This is a genomic window from Lysinibacillus sp. NPDC058147 (assembly GCF_042884205.1).
In the GTDB taxonomy this organism is placed as follows: Bacteria; Bacillota; Bacilli; order Bacillales_A; family Planococcaceae; genus Lysinibacillus.
The window spans coordinates 84,248-106,175 of record NZ_JBHVUJ010000004.1; the positions used below are offsets into that span (position 1 = coordinate 84,248).

A 21,928-nucleotide genomic window follows, 5' to 3' on the forward strand; every position below is an offset into this window, starting at 1 on the left:
GATGAAATTGGATAAACGTATTCCTCTTCTAATGGTTTTATTTAGTGTATTAATTTGTGTGTGGGGTTTTGGAACAGTAAATGCAAATTCGAGTGACACTCCTCCTTCTTTTGAGGAAAAGTACACTGAAGCTGGATATAAATCTGTAAAAGCTGCTGTTAATGAATTTGAAAATCATTGTAAATGTGATGTAAAGCTACCCGAAAAGTTGCCTTCTATTTCTTTCACACATCAATATGGAAGATTCTTTGAAGATAAGAACTATAATGTGAATGATTCCCTGGAAATTAGGTTTGTTAACAAAGATTTAAGTAATAATATTTATAAAATTGATATTCGTCCTTTAAAAAACAAATTGGACTTCACAGATAAACTGAATTTAAATGGAAAAGAGTATACACTTCAAGATGGTGCAAAAGCCATTTATTTTGAGCATCAACTATTTAACTTTTTTGTCTTTGAAAAAAATAATTTGCAGTATATGCTTGGAATTTATAACAAAGTAGCCAACAAAGTAACACCTGAAACTTTTGTTCTAATAGCTAACTCAATTTAATAATTAATTTAACTAATTTAGATGAAAATCATTGGGACCTTATAAAACTAAATAGCCATTTGGCTGAATTTTTCAACAGATGACTATTTAGTGTTTAAAGTATAGTTGACTAATTGATAAGGAGAAGATTGAAATCGATTAAATAAATTTATTTACAAAATTAATCTTCGTATTGAAGATCTATATCTCTTTTTGCTTGCATTTCTTGCTCCACATCTTGTTTTAAATATAAAACATAATCCATAACAAAATGTAAATCTACTTGCCCTTCATTGTACGCCGATTCCAGAGCTTCATAATTTTTAGCTACTAAATAATAAAATAGGTCATCTTTGTTTATGCCTTGAATTTCAGCGATTTCTATCATACTTTTATCTTCCCGCATTTGGAAATATTCATTCTCAGTAAGGTTGAAAAAATTTGCTAAAGATTTAAAATCTTTTTTGTAACTAAAAACAACTTTTCCTTCATCGTTATTTTCCATATGTGAAGAATTTCCAACGTTTTCTGAAGTCTGAGATTTCGCAGAAATTGAACTGTTCAGAAAAATGGAAATCAAAGAAATAAAGACTAGTGACGTATATAGAATTTTTTTCATATTGTACACTCCTTAATTATTTTAAATTTTTATTTCAACACAACTTATTATGTTCCAGAAATATTGATTTAAAACTGCGTAAGGAAAATCCTAACAGGGATATTTATGGTTAAGAATTTTGTGAATAGCTAAACTATATACACAGCGGAAAAGCGAGGAAGTTAGAAAATGACCAGATCTATTTCACTATTGTTGATTTCATTTTGTTTGTTTTTTTTCTTGACCATATATGCAACTGCAAACGATAAACCCAGTCCTTATGAAGAAATTTATCCTGAAATAGGTTACAAAACTGTGGAAGCTGCATTGGAAGATTTTGAACAACATTTCAAACAAAAACTTAAGCTTCCGCTTAGGGTACCACCAATAAGCTTTACACATCATTTTGGTAGGTTTAATGATTTAGATGGCGATATTAATGACTCATTTGAAGTGACGTTTATAAATGATCAATTATCCGAAAATCATTATAAAATTTACGTTCGACCGATAAAGAATAATATTCCTATAAGAGAGAAGTACGTGGTAAAAACCTTTGAATTAAAAAATGGAAGTGTAGCCACTTATATGACTATTTCAGGATTTAATGTGCTTGTTTTCGAGAGAGATGATTGGCAGTATATGCTAAGTATTGATAAACGAGTATCAGATAAAGTTACTCCTGAAACCTTGATAGATATAGCCAATTCAATTGATTATTGATTCAAATTGGAAGTTATGTTATTCAACTAACGGGTGCAAGAGTTAAACAAGGTGTTGCAGGAGCAACATCTTTTTTCTTGTTGTGCTAACGGGGCAGGTTAGTGCAAGAAGGATTCTCTGATAAATGGAGTATTTTGTTTGTTATATTGGCTCTAAGAGCATATAAAAAAGGATTTACTCCATCCTAAATAGGTATATAAATTATATGATTAATATACCTATTTAGTTATGGGATGGTGTTAATTTTGAGTTTCTTTAAAAAAATCTCCTGTTTGTTAGTTATTATTTTAGTTTTTGTAAATTTGATTGGTAGTGAAGGAATCGCTTCAGATGGTGAAATTACGTTAAAAGAAGCGATTAATATTGGATTACAGAGAGCAAAAGAATGGAATGAAAAAGCAACACTTATAAGTGTAAACAGTGTGGATGAAAACATGGGAGGCTCGAGAGGAGAAAAAGGGAAACGCTTTAATTGGTTTATGTTCTTTATGGTTCCAGGTACAGAGGATTATGTACTAATTGGTATCTCAGAAAAGAAAATTACCGTGTTTAGACCGAGCAAGCAATCTCAGGTTCCAACAATACCCTACGATGAGATTAGGTTCGATAGCTCTGATGTTATCCAACTGGCAAAGGATAAATTCAGACTGAAACAAGGAAAAGATTGGGCAACAGGATATCATTTTACACTTGATAGTATCGATGGTATGCCTATCCTAACAGTGTTTGGAAATGATCGAGATAACCGTTTTACTCGAATTTCATTCAATGTCCAAAACGGAGATGTGGTTAGTGCCATTCATAAATTACCATACGGTGGAGGACTAATATCCAAACGTTTTGGCATCGATAACCTAACAAAAAAAGGGATGGCTATTACGGGGGTTGTCGCTGGAAACAACAATTTAGTGGTATGGGGAGACAAAAAGCCAACACAATTTAGTACAAACAAGCAACCTTTTATTGAATGGAGCCATAACAATGGAGAAACATGGACAGAACTCCAAGTTAATAATTATGTAACACACGCGTGGTTTGATATAAACGATCAATTATATGTAGCTACGGAAAAAGAATTATGGGCAGGTATAACATCAAAAAGTAAAGGAACGAAAATTCTTTCATTAGACCAATCGATCGAGAAAATCGATTATTCAATCAACAACCATATAGCTGTGCTATCAAATGGAAAGGTTTACTATACGACCAATCAAGGGGAGAATTGGGAACAAGCTATAGTACCTAAACCATTTTATGTGATTCAAATATCGGATGATGGTGATTTGGTAGGACTTACAGAGGAAAGGAAGATTCTTCAAAAGACAAATGATAAGTGGAACGAGATAACTATGCCGAATAGAATTGATGAACCTCTAGATATGAAAGTAATTAATAATAGGCTATTTATTACCACACAAAGTGGAATTTGGATCCGAGATCTTCAAGAGGGAAATTGGAGAAAAATTAAAGTTGATGAAGAGATAGTTATATTCGTTAAAAAAGGAGAGAAATTATTCGGAACTACACATAGAGGTGAAGCTATTTATTCCATTAACACGAAAGATAAAAGAAAATCTGAAAAAGTGTTTGATGCGAGGGATTTCATCGTTTGGGATGTAGATATCATGGGAGATACTTTATGGATTGCAACTATACCCGATTATTCGTGGGAAGAAATGACGATTCCGCAGAGACGGTAAAAGTTTGAAGTATATATCCATGAAAAAAACAATGTGAAGCATTTCACTTAAACTAACGGGTGCTTAGTAAAAGAAGAAAGGGTTCTACATATTAGTCATATCTAATATGTAGAACCCTTTAATTTTTCTATCTTTTTTAAAATTAGGTCTTGATAAATTTAACGATCTTTCATGCTTCTTTGTATTTATCCCATAATATTGTAGCCTGCGTCGATGTAAATCGTTTCGCCTGTCACACCGCGTGATAAGTGAGAAAGCATCACGATTGTCATATCTGCTACTTCGTCTTGTTGAACATTTCGTTTTAATGGAGCTGTTTCTTCAATTTTGTGTAAAATTGTATTGAAGGAAGGAACGCCTTTTGCGGCAAGTGTACGAATCGCTCCAGCTGAGATCGCATTAACGCGAATATTATCTTTACCAACATCTGCAGCAAGATAGCGCATAGATGCTTCTAAAGCAGCTTTCGCTACACCCATGACGTTGTAGCCATCAAGGACACGCTCTGCTCCTAAGTAACTCATTGTTACGATAGAACCGCCTTCAGTCATATAAGGATGTGCGGCTTTTGCTGCTGAAATAAGAGAATAAGCACTTGTATCTTGTGCAAATGCATAGCCATCACGAGTTGTATTTAAGAAACGATTGTGTAAATCTTCTGCATTGGCAAAGGCTACCGAGTGCACGATACCGTGGATGACGCCTATTTTTGTACCGATTTCATCGAAAGCTGCTTTTGTGCTTTCGTCGCTATTGACATCACATTGTACGATCAGTGAATCAGATTGTCCGATATTCTCTAATTGCTTTTGTAATTTTTTTAATGAACGTTCTTGACGGTATGTGAAAATTACATTTGCACCTACGTCAAATAAACGTTTTGCGATGCCCCAAGCAATACTTCGATCGTTTGCCACACCCATAACGACAATATTCTTATCTTTTAATTGTAATAAATTATCCATCATCTATAAGAACCCCTTTATGAAATAATATCTGTTATTAGTACCAACTACTAAAATCTTATCATACATAAAAAATGGTTGCAATAACAAGATGAAAAGAGTGACAAACTTTACGTTAGAAAATAAAAAAATTCATCTCTGCTATGTTAGAGACGAATTCAAAATGTTATTTAATTGGTTCCACCAAGGGGAAATTAACTTTAGCATTTGTCACGTAGGAATAAAATAAAGGCACCCAGTTAAGGATGCCTTTAAAGATACTTATGAAGAACTATTCGAATTTTAAAGAGTCGCCATCAAAAGTTTCATCTGCTACTTTGATTGAGTCAGTTGGGCATCCTTCGAAAGCATCTTGCATGTCTTCTAGTAGATCTTCTGGAACTTCAGCAGTTCCCATGTTATCATCTAAAATAACGAAGGCAATACCTTCATCATCATAATCATAAATATCTGGTGCTGCGGCTCCGCAAGCGCCACAAGCGATGCATGTATCTTTATCAACAATTGTGTATTTAGCCATTTTTCATTCTCTCCTTTTACATGTTCCTACAAAGCTTCATACTCATTTTAAAGATGTTTATCTTACATTTCAACATAAATACTATTAAATTGGAGGAATTTGCGTCTATGTTTCATCAAATTTTATTGCAAATCTTTCAAAAACTAAATAACGAACGAACAATTTCTGCTGCTTATCATGTATTAAGAGGGAAGCGCTCAGGTCAGACTATTCAAGACATTGGCCTATTTCAGTTACATAATTATTTTGGGTTATTACCTAAGTTACCTAGGAAGACATTTGATGAAGCAGTAACTTCGTTTTTACAGTATAGTTGGTTAAATATGCAAGAATCTGGTCACTATTCCATGAAAAAGCTAGGTTTACAGCGAGCAGAGCAGACATCTGATTATTTATTTGACGGGTGGCACTATAGGGGAAATGAGCATATATTTTTTGCGAGGTTCTCGTTAATTGTTCAAACTTTATCCTATCAAAGCGCTGGGGTTCGTTCTTTTTCTCCAATAAGTCGGGATACGAATATTCAGTCTTGGGTTCGTACATTTTTAGTCGAGTCTAACTATCAAGATGGGCATTTACAGCAGCAATTATTGGAGGAATGTGAACGCGTGCTTTCCGTGTTACCTTTATCAGAAGCCAACAAACAGCTTTTCCTCTATAGATTGAGTGGTCATAGTTTACCAGGATGGACTTGGCAACAGCTTGCTAGTGAACGCCATGAAACAATTTTAGATTGTCAATTAGTGTTTATAGAATTGCTACATACATTATTAAATGAAGTTCATCAGACAAATGATTATCCGTTACTTGGTAAAGTGGCAGGAGGATTAAGAGTCAAGGCATTACTAACCGATTCAGCACAGCAAACAGCACATTTATACGAGCAGGGCTATTCAATTGAACAGATAGTACAAATGAGGAAACTAAAACAAAGTACAATTGAGGATCATTTGGTAGAATTAGCCATGAATGAACCGAACTTTTCGATTGGTCCATTCGTCTCTTATGAAGAAGCGGAAAAAGTTTGGCAGGCATCGAAACACTATCAAACTAAAAAGTTGAAAACATTGCATGAAGTGGTTGAAGGTATGAGTTATTTCCAGTTAAGGCTTGTCCTCGCGAAAGGAGAAGTATAGATGGAGCTTGAACAAACATTAACAAAGTATTTTGGCTATACATCATTTCGTCCCGGCCAAAAAGAGGTCATTGAAGCAATTCTAGAAGATAAAGATGTTATTGCTTTATTACCAACTGGAATGGGAAAGTCACTTTGTTACCAGCTATCAGGATATATACTGCAGAAGCCAGTATTAATTGTTTCTCCTCTACTTTCTCTAATGCAGGATCAGGTAGAGGAACTAAAACGCTTTGGGGAAAAGAGGGTAGTTGCCTTAAATTCATTTTTAACTGTAAGTGAAAAACGATATGTATTAAATTTTTTAGAGCAGTATCGTTTTATATTTACGTCACCAGAGATGCTTTTACAGCAGCAAGTTCAAGACAAGCTTTCACAAATGCAGCTAGGTCTTATCGTCGTGGACGAGGCACACTGTATTTCTCAGTGGGGCTTTGATTTTCGGCCAGATTATTTACGAATTGGACAATGGTTTTCACAAGTAAATCGTCCACCGATTTTAGCATTATCAGCGACTGCGACGAATAAAGTAGTCAGTGACATACGAGATACATTGTCGCTAGATACACCATTTGAGTTTTTGTACAATGTGGATCGTCCTAATATTCATCTTGGGCGTGTTGTATTTGAGGATAGGGCAGATAAAGTACACTGGATTATGCAGCATGTTAAAGAGACAGCAGGACCGGGTATATTATATATGTCCTCGCGAAAGCGTGCTGAACAATATAGCGAAGCGCTTATACAGGCTGGTATACGTGCGGCAGCTTATCATGCAGGCTATGGTGCTGAGGATCGCCAATTTATTCAGCAACAATTTATTGATGGGGAACTCGACTGGATTGTTGCTACAAATGCTTTTGGAATGGGTATCAATAAGCCAGATATTCGTCAGGTTATCCATGAATCGATGCCTGCTAATGTAGAAAATTACATGCAGGAGATTGGCCGTGCAGGGCGTGATGGTCAACCTGCGCTCGCAATTTTACTTTATAGTGATGGTGATGAGGAACTTGCGAAATTTGTTGTAACAGGCGATTTGCCAACATCCGTTCATGTCGATCGCTATCAGGAATTACTAAATCATCAAGTACACCCTTCCCAAATGTTGAAAAATGGAGAGCTGAGTGAGACTGCTTTTCGTGTGCTTGATTACTGGCTGCAACAAGAAACGATGGAACAAGTTAAAGAGCGTTTAAATCATTTAGCACTGGAAAAATATCGTGCTGTCGATAAAATGCATATAATTACTCAGACAAAAGACTGTATTCGCACACAGCTAGTCGGGTATTTTGGGCAAAAATTGTTGAAAAAACCGGAAAACTGTTGTGAAAATTGTGGAATCCATTATGATGAAATCAATAAGGTACGCTTGAAAGAAGAGAAGAAAATAGAAATGATCCCATGGAAAAGTCGGTTAAAGCAACTATTAATGGGTTGTTAGGGTTTATTCACCAGAAGTTTGGGATGACATTTTGTTACAACGATAGTCTTGAATTAGTTAATTGAGTGGAATATATGGAATTAGGCTTGTTTCAGCTAATGTCGTTCAGAAGTAGCTCATCGAATGCCACCAAGAGAACACAGAGTCGTAACGGAAATCAACCTCAAGTTAGGTGAGGAGCCTTTTTAGACTAAAACTGACGGTCATTTACTTTTTTCGCAAAATTCGTCATAATAGAATGATAGAAAGCGTAGTAAGGTTGGAGGAACGGCGAATGAGTAAAGAGGATTATCGCGATAAAATCGAAGAACATCGTCAATCTTTTGAAGAAGAACAAAAAGAACAGCAAAATTTATCTAGAGTTTCAAGAATGAATAAAAATGGGAGTAATAACAATAAAAAGCCAAAAAATACAAAGCGAAAACCGCCATTAATGACGATTCTTTTTGTAATTTTTATCTTAATTCCATTATCGATATTAGTCTATTTTTTAAAATTCTATGAACCTGGAACAACAATTGAAGAGGCTGAAAAAAAATCTACGGATAATCAAATTGTAGAAATTGACAATTCAGGGGATAAAGATAAGGTACCTGTGTCAACTGACAAAAACAAAGCAAAAGAAGACGATAAAGCAAACAAAGATAAAGCGGACAAAGCAAAGGAGCCTTCTAAGAAAGATGCTGAGAAAGTAGCAGCTGAGCAGAAGGCAGCTGAGGAAGCGAAAAAGGCAGAAGCAGCTAAGAAGGCTGAAGAAGCTAGAAAAGCCGAGGAAGCTAAAAAAGCTGAGCAAGCTAGAATAGCACAAGCAGAAGAAGCTAGAAAAGCGGAACAAGCACGAAAGGCCGAGGAAGCAAAACAATCTGCAAATGCAAGTACCCATACTGTAAAAGCAAATGAAAATCTATATCGTATTGCATTGAATCACTACGGTGATGGCAGTGAAGCAACACTAGCGAAAATTCGTGCTGCAAACGGTATGTCTTCAAATAATGTAATGATTGGGCAAGTAATTAAGTTACCATAAGAAAAGCGGGTGTCATTCTTTGGCAATGATGTTTTTCTAGTATAAAATAATGGACAAACGTTAACACCAAATAAGGTTGGGGCGTACGTCTGATTTAGTGAAAGGCGATTCTTCATTATAACGAATCGTCTTTTTGCTTTCGTAAGGAGATGTGAGGGAATGATTTATATTGGACTATTTGTTTTAGTAGTCATTGCGTTCCTGCTTTATATGTTGAAGGTGGCACATGAAAACAATGTTTTACATCATCAATTGCTATTAAAGGGCGAACAGGAAAAAATCCGACTATTTTTTATTTCGGATACACATTTACGCAAAATTAACCGCAAGATGATTGAGCAGTTAGATGGTCAATTTGATGCTGTTATTATTGGTGGAGATTTTGCGGATGGACGCACACCTATACAACGTATTCATGACAACCTAAAATTATTAACTCCTTTAGGACCAACTTATTTTGTATGGGGTAATAATGACAGAGAAGTAGGTGAAGAGCAATTACGAAGTATTTTACAGGAACATGGTGCTCAGATCATCGCCAATGATGCTGTATTACTACCTAAAAAGAACCGTTTTTGGCTAAATGCAATTGAAGACACATCTACAATGAAATATAGCTTTGATGAAGCGTTTGCAAAAGTAGGAGAGAAAGACTTAGTTGTTTTCATCTCACATAACCCTGGTGTTTTTGCAAGAGTCCGTGCAAAATTTAGAGCTGATTTAATGATTGGTGGTCATTTACACGGTGGTCAAATAAGAATTGGCCCATACGGTGTGCATCCTAACGGCTCATATCGTGAGCGCGAAGGTGTGATGACGTTAGTAAGTAACGGTTATGGTACGACATTATTACCTTTCCGACTTGGAGCGAGACCACAATGTCATATTATTGACATTGAAATTTCGGGTAAATAAACAACCAAAACTCAAATGAAGGCGTATAATAAAAGGATAAGGATTTATTCGGTAAAAGTCCGATTATTGAAAGTAAGTATGAGCAAATTGCTGATACAAAGTTGATAGGAGTGTCAAGAAATGCAGCAAGTAGATGCAATTATTGTTGGAGGAGGCCCTTGTGGTTTAGCAGCAGCAATAGCCTTGCAAAATATTGGATTAAAGCCAATTGTCATTGAAAAAGGAAATATCGTAAATGCGATTTACAATTACCCTACGCATCAAACTTTTTTTAGTACGAGTGAACGTCTAGCTATCGGTGATGTGCCTTTTATTATTGAAGGTCGTAAACCAAAGCGAAATCAAGCACTAGTATATTATCGAGAAGTTGTGCGTTTGAAGGATATTCAAGTAAACCGTTTCGAGAAAGTAAATAGCGTTGTAAAAAATGGTGCATTGTTTACAGTAACGACAGATAAAGAGATTTATACAACGCCTTATGTGGTGATTGCAACTGGCTACTATGACCATCCAAATTATTTAAACATCCCAGGTGAGAAATTACCGAAAGTCTTCCATTACTTTAAAGAGGGACATGAATTTTTTGATACTGATGTCCTTGTCATAGGTGGAAAAAATTCAGCAGTGGATGCGGCGCTTGAGTTGAATAAGGCTGGAGCTCGCGTCACAGTAGTCTATCGTGGTAGTGAGTATTCACCTAGCATCAAGCCGTGGGTTTTACCAGAATTTGAAGGAGTAGTACGAAATGAAGAAGTCCAAATGCATTTCAATACAAATATACTGGAAATCCGTGAGCATGAGGTCGTAGTAGAAATTGATGGTCGCAAGAAAACTATAAAAAATGATTTTGTTTTTGCAATGACAGGTTATCATCCAGATCATACGTTTATTCGAGCAATGGGTGTCTCTATTGATTATGAAACTGGTCGTCCTTTCTTTAATCAAGAAACTATGGAAACAAATGTAGAGGGATTATTTATAGCAGGTGTTATTGCAGCTGGAAATAATGCCAATGAAATTTTTATTGAAAATGGCCGTTTCCATGGCGATTGTATTGCTAAGACAATTGTAGAACGAGCAAAATAACAAGAGGAGCTGTATAGGCATGTAAGCTTATACAGCTTTTTTAAGCGACGGATGAAAAAGAGTTCAAGCGACGGAAAGAAAGGCTAGAGCGACGGATGAAAGAGCCGAAGTGACGGAAAGAAGTGTCGGAGCGACGGATGAAAGAGTCGAAGCGACGGAAAGAATGGCCGAAACGACGGAAAGAGAACGAATCGGCTCATTAGATGCCCCTAGAAACGCCGAGATGTAAAGAGAGATCAATCCCACGTTATGATGATAGTACATAATTTCTCTAATGGAATATGAAAAAAAGGTGTGAAAGAATGCTTGGGTTATATTGGATTTTGAGTTATATTATAGGGAACTTTATGACGGCATACGTCGTTGGAAAAGCATATGGTGTTAATTTACAAGAAGAAAGAAGTAAAAACTTAGGGGCTAGAAATGCTGGTAGTGTTATTGGGAAAGGTGCTTTTCTATGGACTTTTTTAGGGGATTCTTTAAAAGGTGCGCTCATTGTTGGGGTAGGGCGATTATTGCATTTCGAAGAATGGGAAATTGTTATTGGCGCTAGTTTGGGCATGCTTGGCCACATGTTTCCATTTTGGCTTAAGTTTAATGGGGGAAAAGGAGTAGCAACTTTTATAGGTGTAGGTCTGGCATTATCTCCGAGCTTATTTTTCATGATGGTTGTAGGAACAGCTATTACGCTTAGTGTAACTAGAAGTTTAACACTTAGTATGTTAGGTGGCTTTGTTTTATATATTGGAGCGATTATTTATACAAATAAATTACAGTTATACATACCGATACTAGTAGCAATAAGTTTAATGCTTATTAAACATATGTCGAATATTAATGAGTCTTTAGAGAGAAGGAAGTGAATATATGTATTGGTGTAAAATTGCGCATTCAGAAGCGGAGTTTGAGGAAATTGCACGATTAAATTATGAAACCTTTGTCGAAGAAATTCCACAGCATAAACCAAACTCTGAAAGGAAAAAACTTGACCGTTTTCATCATGAAAATACGTATATCGTTGTTTATAAAGGAATAGAACTAATAGGTATGCTTGCATTTAGAGATCAGAGGCCGTTCTTAATCGATGAAAAGATAGGAAAGGTTGAGCAGTATTTATCAAAAGAGATTAGTACTAAACTATGTGAAATTAGATTGCTTGCCGTCAAGAAGGCATACCGAACAGGAAGGGTACTGCTGAAATTGACACAGGCATTGACTACTTTTGCATACGAAAAAGGTTATTCGGCAGCGGTTATTTCAGGTACTACTCGTGAAGAGAAGCTTTATAAGCAAATGGGCTTTACCCAATTTGCACCTGCTACAGGGACAGAGGGTGCTTTATTTTTACCAATGGTATTAACGAGACAGCAGTTTGAAAAGTCTTTACAGCAAAGACTTGCGAAGGAGTGTCATACTTTCTATCCAGGTCCAGTGAAACAAAGAGAACCATTTATGTATTCAGAGCTTTCTCATCGTTCGTTAGGTTTTCAATCATTATTTGAGCAAATGAGAAATAAGTTGCTTCAATTATCAGGAGCAGAGCATGTAGCTACAATTGTAGGAACTGGGACATTGCCAAATGAAGTTATGCTTGGGCAATTGAAGGCTCAACAATTAGGGCGTGGACTAATTTTAACAAATGGTGAGTTTGGAGAACGTCTACGAAAGCAAGCAGAGAGATGGTCATTGGATTTTGATGTAATGGAGCAAGATTGGGGAAAATCGTTTGATATAAATATTTTGGACTCTTATTTACAAAAGAAATCTTATCAATGGCTTATAGCAGTACATGGGGAAACGTCGACTGGTACTTGTAATGATTTAAAGGAAATATCACAGTTGACTAAACGTTACGATATAAAGCTTTGTGTAGATTGCATTAGCTCTTTCGGAGCAATGCCATTTTCTTTAGAAGATTGTTATTTAGCGACTGCAGTGAGTGGAAAAGCTATAGGTGCAATTAGCGGCTTGGCTTTTGTTTTTTCGCAAAACATTGTCAAACCATCTACAACATTACCTACCTATCTCGATTTAGCTAATTACCAGCAAGGTGCGATTCCGTTTACGTTACCAGCAGTACTAGTTGCAAATGTTACTAAAGCATTACAAGCCTATCCAGAAAGATATGGACAGCTACAACAACGCTTTAAAACATTGCTGCAGCTACCATTCATGCACTATCAAGTTTCAACTAGACAGTATCCGATGCTAATCACTTTACAACTTCCTAAGACTTTGGCAAATCTACAGAGAGATTTAAATTTAAATGGTTATTATGTTCATGCAGATAGCCAATACTTACGTCAAAGAAATTTCATACAATTCTCGGTTATTCAGCCAGATTTTGAGATAGCAATCAATCATTTACATAATATCTTGAATTATTATAAGCAAATTGTAGATGCATAAGCTTAAGTGACCATTGAATACATTAGCCTTACATGAAAAATTCTTTTAAATCAAGAGGAGTCCCTACTTTGTTGAGCCCAATTAATAATTTTAATCGTGCCTTTTGACCATTAATACCAGTTGCAAATATAGCTCCTAAGTCTTCGAGCATTTTGCCACCGCCAACATAGCCGTAAACACCTTCTGCGATACCATTAAAACAACGGGATACGAGTATAACAGGGATACCGCGCTCTAAAAGACTTTCAATACCTTTAACAACTGTTGGAGGGACGTTACCTTGTCCAAGGCCTTCTAACACAACGCCATCATATTTACATGCGAGTACTACATCAAGTAAGTCTACCTCCATGCCAGCATACACTTTCAGCATGGCTACTCGTTTTGATAATCCATCAATTTCTACATATTGACGGCTGATAGGGGCATGATGAAACAATATTCTTGATTTTGTAATAAGTCCGATCGGGCCATATTGAGGTGACTGAAAGGTGTTGACTGAACTAGTGCTTGTTTTTGTAGTGTTAACAGCTAGATGAACCTCGTCATTCATGACAACAAGTACACCTTTCTCACGGGCTTCTTCGTCTACGGCTACACGGACGGCTTCTACTAAATTATAAATCCCGTCTGCACCAAGTTCGTTTGAGGAGCGCATTGCACCCGTTAAAACAATAGGAATTGATAAATCTGTCGTTAACTCTAAAAAATAAGCTGTTTCTTCTAATGTATCAGTACCATGGGTGATGACAACACCATCAATTTTCTTCTCTGCAACTTTATCGATAATAAGATTACGTAATTTAAGCATTTCTTTTGGTGTAATATGTGGTGATGGAAGGTTAAAAGCCTCCAATTCAATAATTGTTGCAAGTGCATCAAGTTTGCTACTTTCCTTCATAAGAGGATTTTCTTTGTTTGGCATAACGGCACCTTCATCACTCATCGCCATAGAAATTGTTCCACCTGTATGAATTAATAAAATTGTTTTTTTCATAAAAAATAATATCTCCTTTTAAAAAGTTTTATATCATAACATGGTATAATAATAGCAGTTTATCTTCGTGTAATAGATATTTTTTGTCGGAAACGAAAGTTCAATGTCACAGAAGTTTTCCACCTGAGATATACGAATGCTCTAAAAACCGACAGAAAGATAAACTTAGGCTAAAAAATTTTACATCCTATGAAAACGTCAATGGTGACCAACATTATGTGGCCGACGCTTCGCTGTAGCGCAAAAAAATATTGCGTAGCCGCTTCGCTTTCGCGAAAAGATGTTGGCCTAAAGCGTTAGAAGGATGTCACGAATTTTAAAATCTTAACATAATTATGTCAAGGCGAAATTGATTTTTGAAAGGAGCCGGCATCATGATCATTTTATTATCAGCTGCCATTGCTCCCGGTCTAGCGCTTTTTAGTTACTTTTATTTGCGCAATCAGATGGCGACGGAGCCAAGAAGAACTTTACTTCAAACGTTTTTGTATGGCGCATTTTTAACGTTCCCAATCTTGTTTTTACAATATGTACTAACAGAAGAAGGGGTCTTTCGTTATCTTTATCTACAAGATGTAGTTTTTTCTAGTGTAGTTGAAGAGTTTTTTAAATGGTTTGTTCTTTTGATCGCAATTTACAATCATGTAGAATTCGATGATCCTTATGATGGCATACTGTATGGTGCAAGTATATCTCTTGGTTTTGCCACGATAGAAAATGTGCTTTATTTATTTTCTTTCGGTTTGAATACTGCATTTATGCGTGCATTATTACCTGTATCAAGTCATGCTTTGTTCGGTGTTGTAATGGGCTATTATTATGGACGTGCCAAATTTTCAAAGCTTGCAAAGACGAAAGAAATGATTGCTATGGCGCTTTGTGCACCGGTAGTATTACACATTTTATATAATACAATTTTATCATTCAAAGGATATTGGGTATATTTAATGATACCTTTTATGCTATTTTTATGGTGGTTTGGGCTACGAAAAGTCAAGCTTGCTCATTATCATCTAGTACAACATTTGCATATGCATAAAAAAATATAAAGCGTAGAAATCTAAATAAGATTTCTGCGCTTTTCTTTTTTTAATGTATAAAATGAGTCGTTTGTTTCAAGCTATGAAAAAAAGGAGTGATGATAATGCGTTTTGTAAGCATAATTTTTGCTTTGATGTTGGGGATTAGTATATTTGCTATTCCGCAAAATGACGCCATTGCATTTACCGAGCAACAGATTTCTCGTGGTGCTTATGGAGATGATGTAATTGAGCTACAGGCAAGGCTACAATACTTAGGGTTTTATAAAAGTAAAATTGATGGCAAATTTGGCTATAACACATATTGGGCTTTACGAATTTTCCAAGAGAAATATGGTTTACCAGTAGATGGAATAGCCGGTTCTAAAACTAAAAAAACTTTATCAGGTTATTCAGATTATGATGAAGGATGGGTAAAAGCGCAATTAAATGCAGGAAATCAATTTACCTATTATGGTGGTATGCCACTTGAACAGCAAGTGAAAACAAACACTGGCGGCGGCGGTGGTGGAGGTAAAAGTAGTGGTAGTAGTAATAATAATGGAACTAAAACTCAAGTACCTCCAAAGTATACTGACAGAGATGTACAGTTAATGGCGAATGCGGTTTATGGTGAAGCAAGGGGAGAACCATATGAAGGTCAAGTGGCAGTAGCAGCTGTTATTTTAAATCGTTTAGAAAGTCCTGAATTCCCAAATACTATTTCAGGGATTATTTTCCAACCACTAGCATTTACTGCAGTGGCAGATGGGCAAATTTGGCTTGAACCAAATGAACGTGCAAAAGAAGCAGTTCTTGATGCAATGAATGGATGGGATCCTTCAGAAAATGCACTTTATTATTTTAATCCGAAAACAGCAACAAGTAAGTGGATTTGGTCTCGACCTCAAATTAAACGAATTGGAGAACACATTTTCTGTTCATAAGAAAGGAGGAAAAAAATGAGAACTATGCTCGTTATACTCACTGCAGCAGTTATTGGTTTAGGTGCATATAGCATTAATGTGCACGGAAAAAATGTAAGTTTACAACGTACTGTTCTAGCTCAGTACACGGATAATTTAACGGATGCATCTGAGAAATTATCACATCTACAAAGAGCTGTTTCACAATCTCTATTGTTTCGAGATGACGATGCCATTCACAGTGAGTTAGATTCTGTTTGGCGATTAAGCTCTGACGTTCGAACTTCTATGTCGAATATTCCTATTGGACAGGAAATGTCGAACGACTGGTTAAGTTACTTAGGGCGCCTAGGAGATGAGGCAAAGAAAACATCTAAAACTGGTGATTATAAAGCTTGGCGAGAAAAAATGCCGCAAATTTCCTCTAATTTACAATCGCTTTCAGATGAATGGTCAGCTGCAACAGTAGATTTTTATAAAAACAACGGTAAGATGGATGTCTGGTTAAGACAAGTAGATACTAAGAACCCAAATACAACATTTGATAATGTACAAAAGACATTAAAGGATTACAGTGAAAAAGACTTCCCACTTACATTAAGTGAATCTGATTGGCAGAAAAAGATAGATCTTAAAGCATTACAAGATTCAGCTATTACTGAAAAAGAAGCATTGGAAAAAGTAAAACATTTATTCCCTATCATAAAAGATGCAACATTTACTGTTACGAAAAGTAACGATACTGCATCATATCCGTTTTATCATATCCAATTCCATCAAGGTATTCGTTTAGGATATGTCGATCTTACAGAAAAGGGTGGGCATTTAATATCCTATTTAGTGGAACGTCCAGTAGATGAAGCAAGGCTATCACAAGATGAAATTATGAAAAAAGCTGAAGAATATGTAAAACTACTTGGCATGAATGATGTTGCATTTGTGGAATCTCGTGAAAATCATCAAGCATGGCATGTGACATTTGCACGAGTTCACCCTGGCGATAATGCATTGATATATGCAGATGGGGTGCAATTAAAGCTTGCCAAGGATACAGGTGAGTTACTTGGTGCAAATGCGATGGAATATATTCAGGCAGAGACGATTAAACCACAAACTGCAAAACCAATTGATTGGAAAACTTTCTTCGATGACGATGTGAAAGTAGAAGAAGTAAGAAATATTTATACAGATAACGGCCAATTCGAACAACGTCTTTGTTATGAAGTAATTGCGGTCCGTGATAAAAATGCGCAAGAAACATTTAGAATTGTTATTGACGCTGAAAATCACAATGTTTTAAAAGTGGAATATTTAACTTAATCTAAGAAAAAACTACCAGTTCATATAGCCAAAATGGGCATCTCGTGCGATAATAAATTTATATTTGTGTTCGGGGAGATGCTCATGGAAATAAAAATTGGTACACAATTAGAACTTGAACCAACTTATACAGAGCGTGTTGAAAAATTCCGCTGTAAAGTTGTAGAACAAAAAGAAAATATTATTTACATCGATTATCCAATAAATATTGCCACAAAGAAAACAGCTTTTTTAATTGATGGTTCTGAATTTAGAGCAACTTTTCGCACAGAGGATAAACTATCATTTGCTTTCAATACTGAAGTGATTGGACGTAAAGCTGGTAATATACCTATGATTATGATGCATTGTCCAAACGCAGATGACTTTATCAAAATTCAACGTCGTGAATATGTACGTGTGGAAACGCCTGTAGATGTAGCGATACAGTTTAAGGATTACAAATATCAGCTAGTAACATCGGATATTAGCGCAGGTGGTTTGGCAGTTACCTTAAAAGGGGAAACTGCTTTCCAAGATGATGATGAGGTTCAGTTAACAATCGTTTTACCATTTGCCAATGGGGATGTAAAATACGTGAACACTGTTGCGACGGTTGTACGTATATTCGAAAAAGATGACAAAAAAATTGCAACTATACAATTAACAGACACTGATGATGTAGACCAACAGCATATTGTTCGTTTCTGTTTTGAACGTCAGTTAGTGAATCGCCGTAAAGAAATAAATCCTTTTGATGCTTGATTTTTACACTTATTAACTTCTTTCAGCGGGTGTCTAAATACCCCGCTGAAAGAAATTAGCCTCAGGTGGATGTAACGGTATTATGCCGAGGCATAATTGATTGGTCTTCCCAACCTCTATTGATGAGTGGAAAATTTTCATGAATTTTCGCAAGGAGTTTATACAGCTTCAAATTGATAAGTAATTTGATTTAAGAAAGCCCTCTCCTTGAAGAGGGCTTTTTTATGATACAATATGGTGTGATAGAAAGTAGGGAGAATATGAAGAAAAACATTCAAATTGCGATTGATGGACCAGCTGGTGCCGGAAAAAGCACAATCGCGAAAATTGTTGCAGAGGCACTTGGATTTACTTATATCGACACAGGTGCTATGTATCGTGCTGTGACGTATAAAGCAATGCAACAAAACATACATTTAGATGATGAAACAAAATTAGCAGAAATGCTAGCATCTAGCACAATTGAATTAAAGCCTTCTTCTGAAGGACAGCTTGTCTTTTTAGACGGGAAGAATGTGTCGGCAGAAATTCGATCAAATGAGGTAACTTCATCTGTTTCACAAGTAGCTGCTCATGCTAAAATACGTGAACTATTAGTATCGCAGCAACAAAAGCTTGCGGATAATGGTGGTGTTGTTATGGATGGTCGTGATATTGCTACGCATGTATTAAAGAATGCAGAATTAAAAGTCTTTATGTCTGCAACTGTAGAAGAGAGAGCAAGACGTCGCTTTATTGACAATCAAAAACGAGGAATTGAATCTTCCGTTGAAAAGCTTCAAGAAGAGATTGCCCTGAGGGATAAAATGGATAGCGAGCGTGAAGCATCGCCACTAATTCAAGCAGAAGATGCCATTTTTTTAGACACGACGGCATTGTCAATTGATGAAGCAGCACAGGCCATTTTAAAATTAGCGCAAGAAAAAATGGTGTAAATCCAAAAATTTCAGACATTTTTTGAATTTAAAGGATTTATTTTTGTCTTTGTCTTCAATTTCGAATAAAATAGTAAGGGAAGATGCGAAGGAGGGTTACATATGTCTGAAGAAATGAACTATGCAGAACAAACGTTTAACGAAGGTGATATCGTCAAAGGTATTGCTGAGCAGGTTGATGAAAAAGCGGTAACTGTTTCAATTCCAGGTGCACCGTTTGACGGTATTGTGCCAATAAGTGAATTATCAAGCTTACACATTGAAAAAGCGTCTGACGTAATCTCTGTTGGAGATGAGTTAGAGTTGATGATTACAAAAGTTGAAGAAGGAAACTATGTATTATCAAAACGTAAAGTAGATGCTTTAAAAGCATGGGATACTCTTGAGCAACAATTCAACGCTGAGGAAATTTTCGAAGCGGAAGTAAAAGATATTGTTAAAGGTGGTCTTGTCGTAGATTTGGGAGTACGTGGCTTCGTTCCAGCGTCCCTAGTAGAAGACTACTTTGTTGATGATTTTGAAGACTATAAAGGCAAATCTCTTAGCTTTAAAATTGTAGAGCTTGATAAAGAAAAAAATCGCCTAATTTTATCACACCGTGCTGTGGTGGAATCTGAAAAAGCTTCTCAAAAGAAAAATGTCATTAATCAAATTAAAACTGGTGATGTTTTAGACGGTAAAGTACAGCGTATCGCATCATTTGGTGCATTTATTGACCTTGGCGGTATTGATGGCCTTGTGCATATCTCACAAGTATCTCATGAGCATGTGAGCGATGTAAGCGAGGTTTTATCAGAAGGACAAGAGGTGAAGGTGAAAGTCCTTTCTGTAGACCTAGAAAATGAGCGTATTTCCCTATCCATTAAGGAAACGATTCCTGGACCTTGGTCAAACATCGAAGAGCGTGCAGCGAAAGGTACAGTGCTAGATGGCAAAGTAAAACGACTTACTTCATTCGGAGCATTTGTGGAAGTTTTCCCAGGTGTAGAAGGTTTAGTGCATATTTCACAAATCGCGCATAAGCATATTAACACGCCACATGAAGCGCTAAAAGAAGGACAAGAGGTACAGGTGAAAGTGCTTGATGTAAATGCTGAAGATGGTCGCTTGGCATTAAGCATTAAGGATTTACTTGAAAATCCTGAGGCAGAGGAAGTAATCGACTATGAATTACCAGAAGAAAACACAGGTTTCTCTTTCGGTGATGTCATTGGCGATAAACTGAAAAATTTTAAATAAACTAGACAAGCGAGGATACAGTTTGTGTCCTCGCTTTTTTATGGAGGAAACGGATTAAAGGGTTGGATAGAAAACCACATCGAATCACTGAATTGAAGAGGTAACGATGAAAAAATTCCCAGAGAAATGAATAGAACCGTACATAGCGCGCTCTTTTATGGATATGATATGATATAATGGCATTTTTCGTGTATAATAGCGAAAGACAAGAAGTAGTTGGAAGGATGAAGTACAGATGACGAAACCAGTAGTAGCCATCGTAGGTCGTCCGAACGTAGGTAAGTCGACGATTTTTAATCGTATCGTTGGAGAACGTGTATCAATTGTGGAAGATATTCCAGGAGTTACACGCGACCGTATTTATAGTTCGGCAGAGTGGTTAACACATGATTTTAATATTATTGATACAGGTGGTATTGAGATTGGGGACGAGCCGTTCTTAGAGCAAATTCGTCAACAAGCAGAAATTGCCATTGATGAAGCGGACGTTATAATCTTTATGACAAATGGTCGTGAAGGTGTAACAGCTGCTGATGAGCAAGTTGCTAAAATTTTATACAAAACAAAAAAACCGGTCGTTTTAGCAGTAAATAAAATTGATAACCCGGATATGCGCGAGATGATTTATGATTTCTATGCGCTTGGCTTTGGTGAACCTTGGCCAATTTCTGGTTCTCACGGCTTAGGCTTAGGGGATTTATTGGATGAATGTGCAGAACATTTCCCTAAGGAAGATGAAGATCAATATGGTGACGAGGTTATTAAATTCTCGTTAATCGGTCGTCCAAACGTTGGGAAATCTTCATTGGTAAATGCTTTTTTAGGCCAAGATCGCGTTATTGTTAGTAATATCGCAGGTACTACTCGAGATGCGATTGACACGCCATATGAGTATGATGGTCAGGAATATGTCATTATTGATACTGCAGGTATGCGTAAAAAAGGGAAAGTATACGAAACTACAGAGAAGTATTCTGTTTTACGTGCGTTACGTGCAATTGAACGCTCTGATGTTGTTTTAGTTGTTCTAAATGCAGAAGAAGGCATTCAAGAACAAGATAAAAAAATTGCAGGCTATGCACATGAAGCTGGAAAAGCTATTGTTATCGTTGTGAATAAATGGGATGCTGTTGAAAAAGACGAAAAAACAATGAACGTCTTTACACAGCAAATTCGTGAGCATTTCTTATTCTTAGACTATGCTCCAATTATTTTTGTATCAGCCAATACAAAACAGCGTGTACATCAAATTTTACCGATTGTACAACGTGTGAGTGAAAACCACTCAATGCGTATTCAATCATCTATCCTTAATGAAGTGATTGAGGATGCAGTGGCACGTAATCCAGCACCAGCTGATAAAGGCCGCCGTCTTCGCATCTACTATGCTACCCAAGTTGCAATACAGCCACCAACTTTTGTGGTGTTTGTCAATGAGCCAGAGCTAATGCATTTCTCTTATGAACGATTTTTAGAAAATCGTATTCGAGAAACATTTGATTTTGAAGGAACGCCAATTCGTTTAATTTCCCGTGCTCGTGCTTAGGAAAAATATACACATACAATACGCCAACCCGACAACTATTGTTGGGTGGCGTCTTTTTACAAGAGAGGAAAGAGTAATTTTTCTAATGACTACTAATAAGATTGCTTTGAAAGCTTTACTTTTGTAAGCCTTTCTCAAGCATTTT

21 protein-coding genes are annotated in these 21,928 nt (G+C 36.4%); 17 read left to right on the forward strand and 4 right to left on the reverse strand.

Annotated elements, in window-relative coordinates; genetic code table 11:
* Nucleotide 1: 1 nt before the first annotated feature.
* Entirely contained in the window at nucleotides 2–556 is a 555-nt protein-coding gene (locus ACFVT8_RS13100) for a carbon monoxide dehydrogenase (protein ID WP_387080762.1), read from the forward strand.
* A 160-nt stretch (nucleotides 557–716) separates the two neighbouring features.
* Here ACFVT8_RS13100 and ACFVT8_RS13105 read toward each other — a convergent pair whose 3' ends face one another.
* Nucleotides 717–1,154, reverse strand: a complete 438-nt coding sequence (locus tag ACFVT8_RS13105) for a hypothetical protein (protein ID WP_387080766.1) — start codon at nucleotides 1,152–1,154, stop codon at nucleotides 717–719.
* Nucleotides 1,155–1,322: 168 nt separating this feature from the next.
* Between ACFVT8_RS13105 and ACFVT8_RS13110 the strand changes: the two genes are divergently transcribed.
* A complete protein-coding gene (locus ACFVT8_RS13110; protein ID WP_387080768.1) occupies nucleotides 1,323–1,856 on the forward strand; it encodes a hypothetical protein in 534 nt (177 codons plus the stop codon).
* Between the two features lie 245 nt (nucleotides 1,857–2,101).
* On the forward strand, nucleotides 2,102–3,556 hold the full coding sequence (locus ACFVT8_RS13115; RefSeq protein WP_387080771.1) for a WD40/YVTN/BNR-like repeat-containing protein: 1,455 nt from the start codon (nucleotides 2,102–2,104) through the stop codon (nucleotides 3,554–3,556).
* A gap of 185 nt (nucleotides 3,557–3,741) precedes the next feature.
* On the opposite strand, the gene ACFVT8_RS13120 is transcribed toward ACFVT8_RS13115, so the two are convergent.
* Together ACFVT8_RS13120 and ACFVT8_RS13125 are read right to left on the reverse strand one after the other, a co-directional pair.
* Nucleotides 3,742–4,524, reverse strand: coding sequence for an enoyl-ACP reductase FabI (locus ACFVT8_RS13120; RefSeq protein WP_387080773.1), 783 nt, complete (start codon nucleotides 4,522–4,524; stop codon nucleotides 3,742–3,744).
* 268 nt (nucleotides 4,525–4,792) lie between these two features.
* Entirely contained in the window at nucleotides 4,793–5,041 is a 249-nt protein-coding gene (locus tag ACFVT8_RS13125) for a ferredoxin (protein WP_004232564.1), read from the reverse strand.
* A gap of 107 nt (nucleotides 5,042–5,148) precedes the next feature.
* Between ACFVT8_RS13125 and ACFVT8_RS13130 the strand changes: the two genes are divergently transcribed.
* The 7 genes from ACFVT8_RS13130 to ACFVT8_RS13160 all read left to right on the forward strand — a co-directional run bounded on the left by ACFVT8_RS13130 (nucleotide 5,149) and on the right by ACFVT8_RS13160 (nucleotide 13,057).
* On the forward strand, nucleotides 5,149–6,177 hold the full coding sequence (locus tag ACFVT8_RS13130; RefSeq protein WP_387080775.1) for a YpbB family protein: 1,029 nt from the start codon (nucleotides 5,149–5,151) through the stop codon (nucleotides 6,175–6,177).
* Nucleotides 6,178–7,620 (forward strand): RecQ family ATP-dependent DNA helicase, encoded by a 1,443-nt coding sequence (locus tag ACFVT8_RS13135; protein WP_387080778.1) that lies wholly within the window; start codon nucleotides 6,178–6,180, stop codon nucleotides 7,618–7,620. It begins immediately after the preceding gene.
* 274 nt (nucleotides 7,621–7,894) lie between these two features.
* Nucleotides 7,895–8,647 carry a LysM peptidoglycan-binding domain-containing protein gene (locus ACFVT8_RS13140; RefSeq protein ID WP_387080781.1) on the forward strand — a complete coding sequence of 251 codons (753 nt, stop codon included), beginning with the start codon at nucleotides 7,895–7,897 and terminating at the stop codon, nucleotides 8,645–8,647.
* A gap of 159 nt (nucleotides 8,648–8,806) precedes the next feature.
* Nucleotides 8,807–9,562 (forward strand): metallophosphoesterase, encoded by a 756-nt coding sequence (locus tag ACFVT8_RS13145; RefSeq protein WP_387080784.1) that lies wholly within the window; start codon nucleotides 8,807–8,809, stop codon nucleotides 9,560–9,562.
* Between the two features lie 120 nt (nucleotides 9,563–9,682).
* The gene (locus ACFVT8_RS13150) at nucleotides 9,683–10,648 is read left to right on the forward strand and encodes a YpdA family putative bacillithiol disulfide reductase (RefSeq protein WP_387080786.1); all 966 of its coding nucleotides are present in this window, start codon (nucleotides 9,683–9,685) and stop codon (nucleotides 10,646–10,648) included.
* A gap of 302 nt (nucleotides 10,649–10,950) precedes the next feature.
* Nucleotides 10,951–11,511, forward strand: a complete 561-nt coding sequence (locus tag ACFVT8_RS13155; protein WP_387080789.1) for a glycerol-3-phosphate acyltransferase — start codon at nucleotides 10,951–10,953, stop codon at nucleotides 11,509–11,511.
* Nucleotides 11,512–11,515: 4 nt separating this feature from the next.
* Nucleotides 11,516–13,057 carry an aminotransferase class V-fold PLP-dependent enzyme gene (locus ACFVT8_RS13160; protein ID WP_387080792.1) on the forward strand — a complete coding sequence of 514 codons (1,542 nt, stop codon included), beginning with the start codon at nucleotides 11,516–11,518 and terminating at the stop codon, nucleotides 13,055–13,057.
* A gap of 28 nt (nucleotides 13,058–13,085) precedes the next feature.
* Here ACFVT8_RS13160 and ACFVT8_RS13165 read toward each other — a convergent pair whose 3' ends face one another.
* Nucleotides 13,086–14,054 carry an asparaginase gene (locus ACFVT8_RS13165; protein WP_387080795.1) on the reverse strand — a complete coding sequence of 323 codons (969 nt, stop codon included), beginning with the start codon at nucleotides 14,052–14,054 and terminating at the stop codon, nucleotides 13,086–13,088.
* A gap of 374 nt (nucleotides 14,055–14,428) precedes the next feature.
* On the opposite strand from ACFVT8_RS13165, the gene prsW reads away from it, so the two are divergent.
* The 7 genes from prsW (at nucleotide 14,429) to der (ending at nucleotide 21,783) form a co-directional block, all read left to right on the forward strand.
* Nucleotides 14,429–15,103 carry a glutamic-type intramembrane protease PrsW gene (prsW, locus tag ACFVT8_RS13170; protein WP_132359285.1) on the forward strand — a complete coding sequence of 225 codons (675 nt, stop codon included), beginning with the start codon at nucleotides 14,429–14,431 and terminating at the stop codon, nucleotides 15,101–15,103.
* 95 nt (nucleotides 15,104–15,198) lie between these two features.
* Nucleotides 15,199–16,020, forward strand: coding sequence for a spore cortex-lytic enzyme (sleB, locus tag ACFVT8_RS13175; RefSeq protein WP_387080800.1), 822 nt, complete (start codon nucleotides 15,199–15,201; stop codon nucleotides 16,018–16,020).
* Nucleotides 16,021–16,035: 15 nt separating this feature from the next.
* Entirely contained in the window at nucleotides 16,036–17,319 is a 1,284-nt protein-coding gene (locus tag ACFVT8_RS13180; protein WP_387080802.1) for a PepSY1/2 domain-containing protein, read from the forward strand.
* A gap of 84 nt (nucleotides 17,320–17,403) precedes the next feature.
* Nucleotides 17,404–18,063: a flagellar brake protein gene (locus ACFVT8_RS13185; protein WP_387080805.1), complete on the forward strand. Its 660-nt coding sequence runs from the start codon at nucleotides 17,404–17,406 to the stop codon at nucleotides 18,061–18,063.
* 260 nt (nucleotides 18,064–18,323) lie between these two features.
* Complete coding sequence (gene cmk / locus ACFVT8_RS13190; RefSeq protein WP_387081513.1) at nucleotides 18,324–18,998, forward strand: (d)CMP kinase; 675 nt, start codon at nucleotides 18,324–18,326, stop codon at nucleotides 18,996–18,998.
* Nucleotides 18,999–19,100: 102 nt separating this feature from the next.
* On the forward strand, nucleotides 19,101–20,237 hold the full coding sequence (gene rpsA, locus ACFVT8_RS13195) for a 30S ribosomal protein S1 (protein WP_387080808.1): 1,137 nt from the start codon (nucleotides 19,101–19,103) through the stop codon (nucleotides 20,235–20,237).
* 235 nt (nucleotides 20,238–20,472) lie between these two features.
* Nucleotides 20,473–21,783: a ribosome biogenesis GTPase Der gene (gene der, locus ACFVT8_RS13200; RefSeq protein ID WP_387080810.1), complete on the forward strand. Its 1,311-nt coding sequence runs from the start codon at nucleotides 20,473–20,475 to the stop codon at nucleotides 21,781–21,783.
* Nucleotides 21,784–21,928: the final 145 nt, after the last annotated feature.

What these genes read in the sequence shown, in the direction of transcription:
- ACFVT8_RS13100 (WP_387080762.1), top strand. Translation starts at nt 2, where the DNA reads ATGAAATTGGATAAACGTATTCCTCTTCTAATGGTTTTATTTAGTGTA.
- ACFVT8_RS13105 (WP_387080766.1), bottom strand. Translation starts at nt 1,154, where the DNA reads ATGAAAAAAATTCTATATACGTCACTAGTCTTTATTTCTTTGATTTCC.
- ACFVT8_RS13110 (WP_387080768.1), top strand. Translation starts at nt 1,323, where the DNA reads ATGACCAGATCTATTTCACTATTGTTGATTTCATTTTGTTTGTTTTTT.
- ACFVT8_RS13120 (WP_387080773.1), bottom strand. Translation starts at nt 4,524, where the DNA reads ATGATGGATAATTTATTACAATTAAAAGATAAGAATATTGTCGTTATG.
- ACFVT8_RS13125 (WP_004232564.1), bottom strand. Translation starts at nt 5,041, where the DNA reads ATGGCTAAATACACAATTGTTGATAAAGATACATGCATCGCTTGTGGC.
- ACFVT8_RS13130 (WP_387080775.1), top strand. Translation starts at nt 5,149, where the DNA reads ATGTTTCATCAAATTTTATTGCAAATCTTTCAAAAACTAAATAACGAA.
- ACFVT8_RS13135 (WP_387080778.1), top strand. Translation starts at nt 6,178, where the DNA reads ATGGAGCTTGAACAAACATTAACAAAGTATTTTGGCTATACATCATTT.
- ACFVT8_RS13140 (WP_387080781.1), top strand. Translation starts at nt 7,895, where the DNA reads ATGAGTAAAGAGGATTATCGCGATAAAATCGAAGAACATCGTCAATCT.
- ACFVT8_RS13145 (WP_387080784.1), top strand. Translation starts at nt 8,807, where the DNA reads ATGATTTATATTGGACTATTTGTTTTAGTAGTCATTGCGTTCCTGCTT.
- ACFVT8_RS13150 (WP_387080786.1), top strand. Translation starts at nt 9,683, where the DNA reads ATGCAGCAAGTAGATGCAATTATTGTTGGAGGAGGCCCTTGTGGTTTA.
- ACFVT8_RS13155 (WP_387080789.1), top strand. Translation starts at nt 10,951, where the DNA reads ATGCTTGGGTTATATTGGATTTTGAGTTATATTATAGGGAACTTTATG.
- ACFVT8_RS13160 (WP_387080792.1), top strand. Translation starts at nt 11,516, where the DNA reads ATGTATTGGTGTAAAATTGCGCATTCAGAAGCGGAGTTTGAGGAAATT.
- ACFVT8_RS13165 (WP_387080795.1), bottom strand. Translation starts at nt 14,054, where the DNA reads ATGAAAAAAACAATTTTATTAATTCATACAGGTGGAACAATTTCTATG.
- prsW (WP_132359285.1), top strand. Translation starts at nt 14,429, where the DNA reads ATGATCATTTTATTATCAGCTGCCATTGCTCCCGGTCTAGCGCTTTTT.
- sleB (WP_387080800.1), top strand. Translation starts at nt 15,199, where the DNA reads ATGCGTTTTGTAAGCATAATTTTTGCTTTGATGTTGGGGATTAGTATA.
- ACFVT8_RS13180 (WP_387080802.1), top strand. Translation starts at nt 16,036, where the DNA reads ATGAGAACTATGCTCGTTATACTCACTGCAGCAGTTATTGGTTTAGGT.
- ACFVT8_RS13185 (WP_387080805.1), top strand. Translation starts at nt 17,404, where the DNA reads ATGGAAATAAAAATTGGTACACAATTAGAACTTGAACCAACTTATACA.
- cmk (WP_387081513.1), top strand. Translation starts at nt 18,324, where the DNA reads ATGAAGAAAAACATTCAAATTGCGATTGATGGACCAGCTGGTGCCGGA.
- rpsA (WP_387080808.1), top strand. Translation starts at nt 19,101, where the DNA reads ATGTCTGAAGAAATGAACTATGCAGAACAAACGTTTAACGAAGGTGAT.
- der (WP_387080810.1), top strand. Translation starts at nt 20,473, where the DNA reads ATGACGAAACCAGTAGTAGCCATCGTAGGTCGTCCGAACGTAGGTAAG.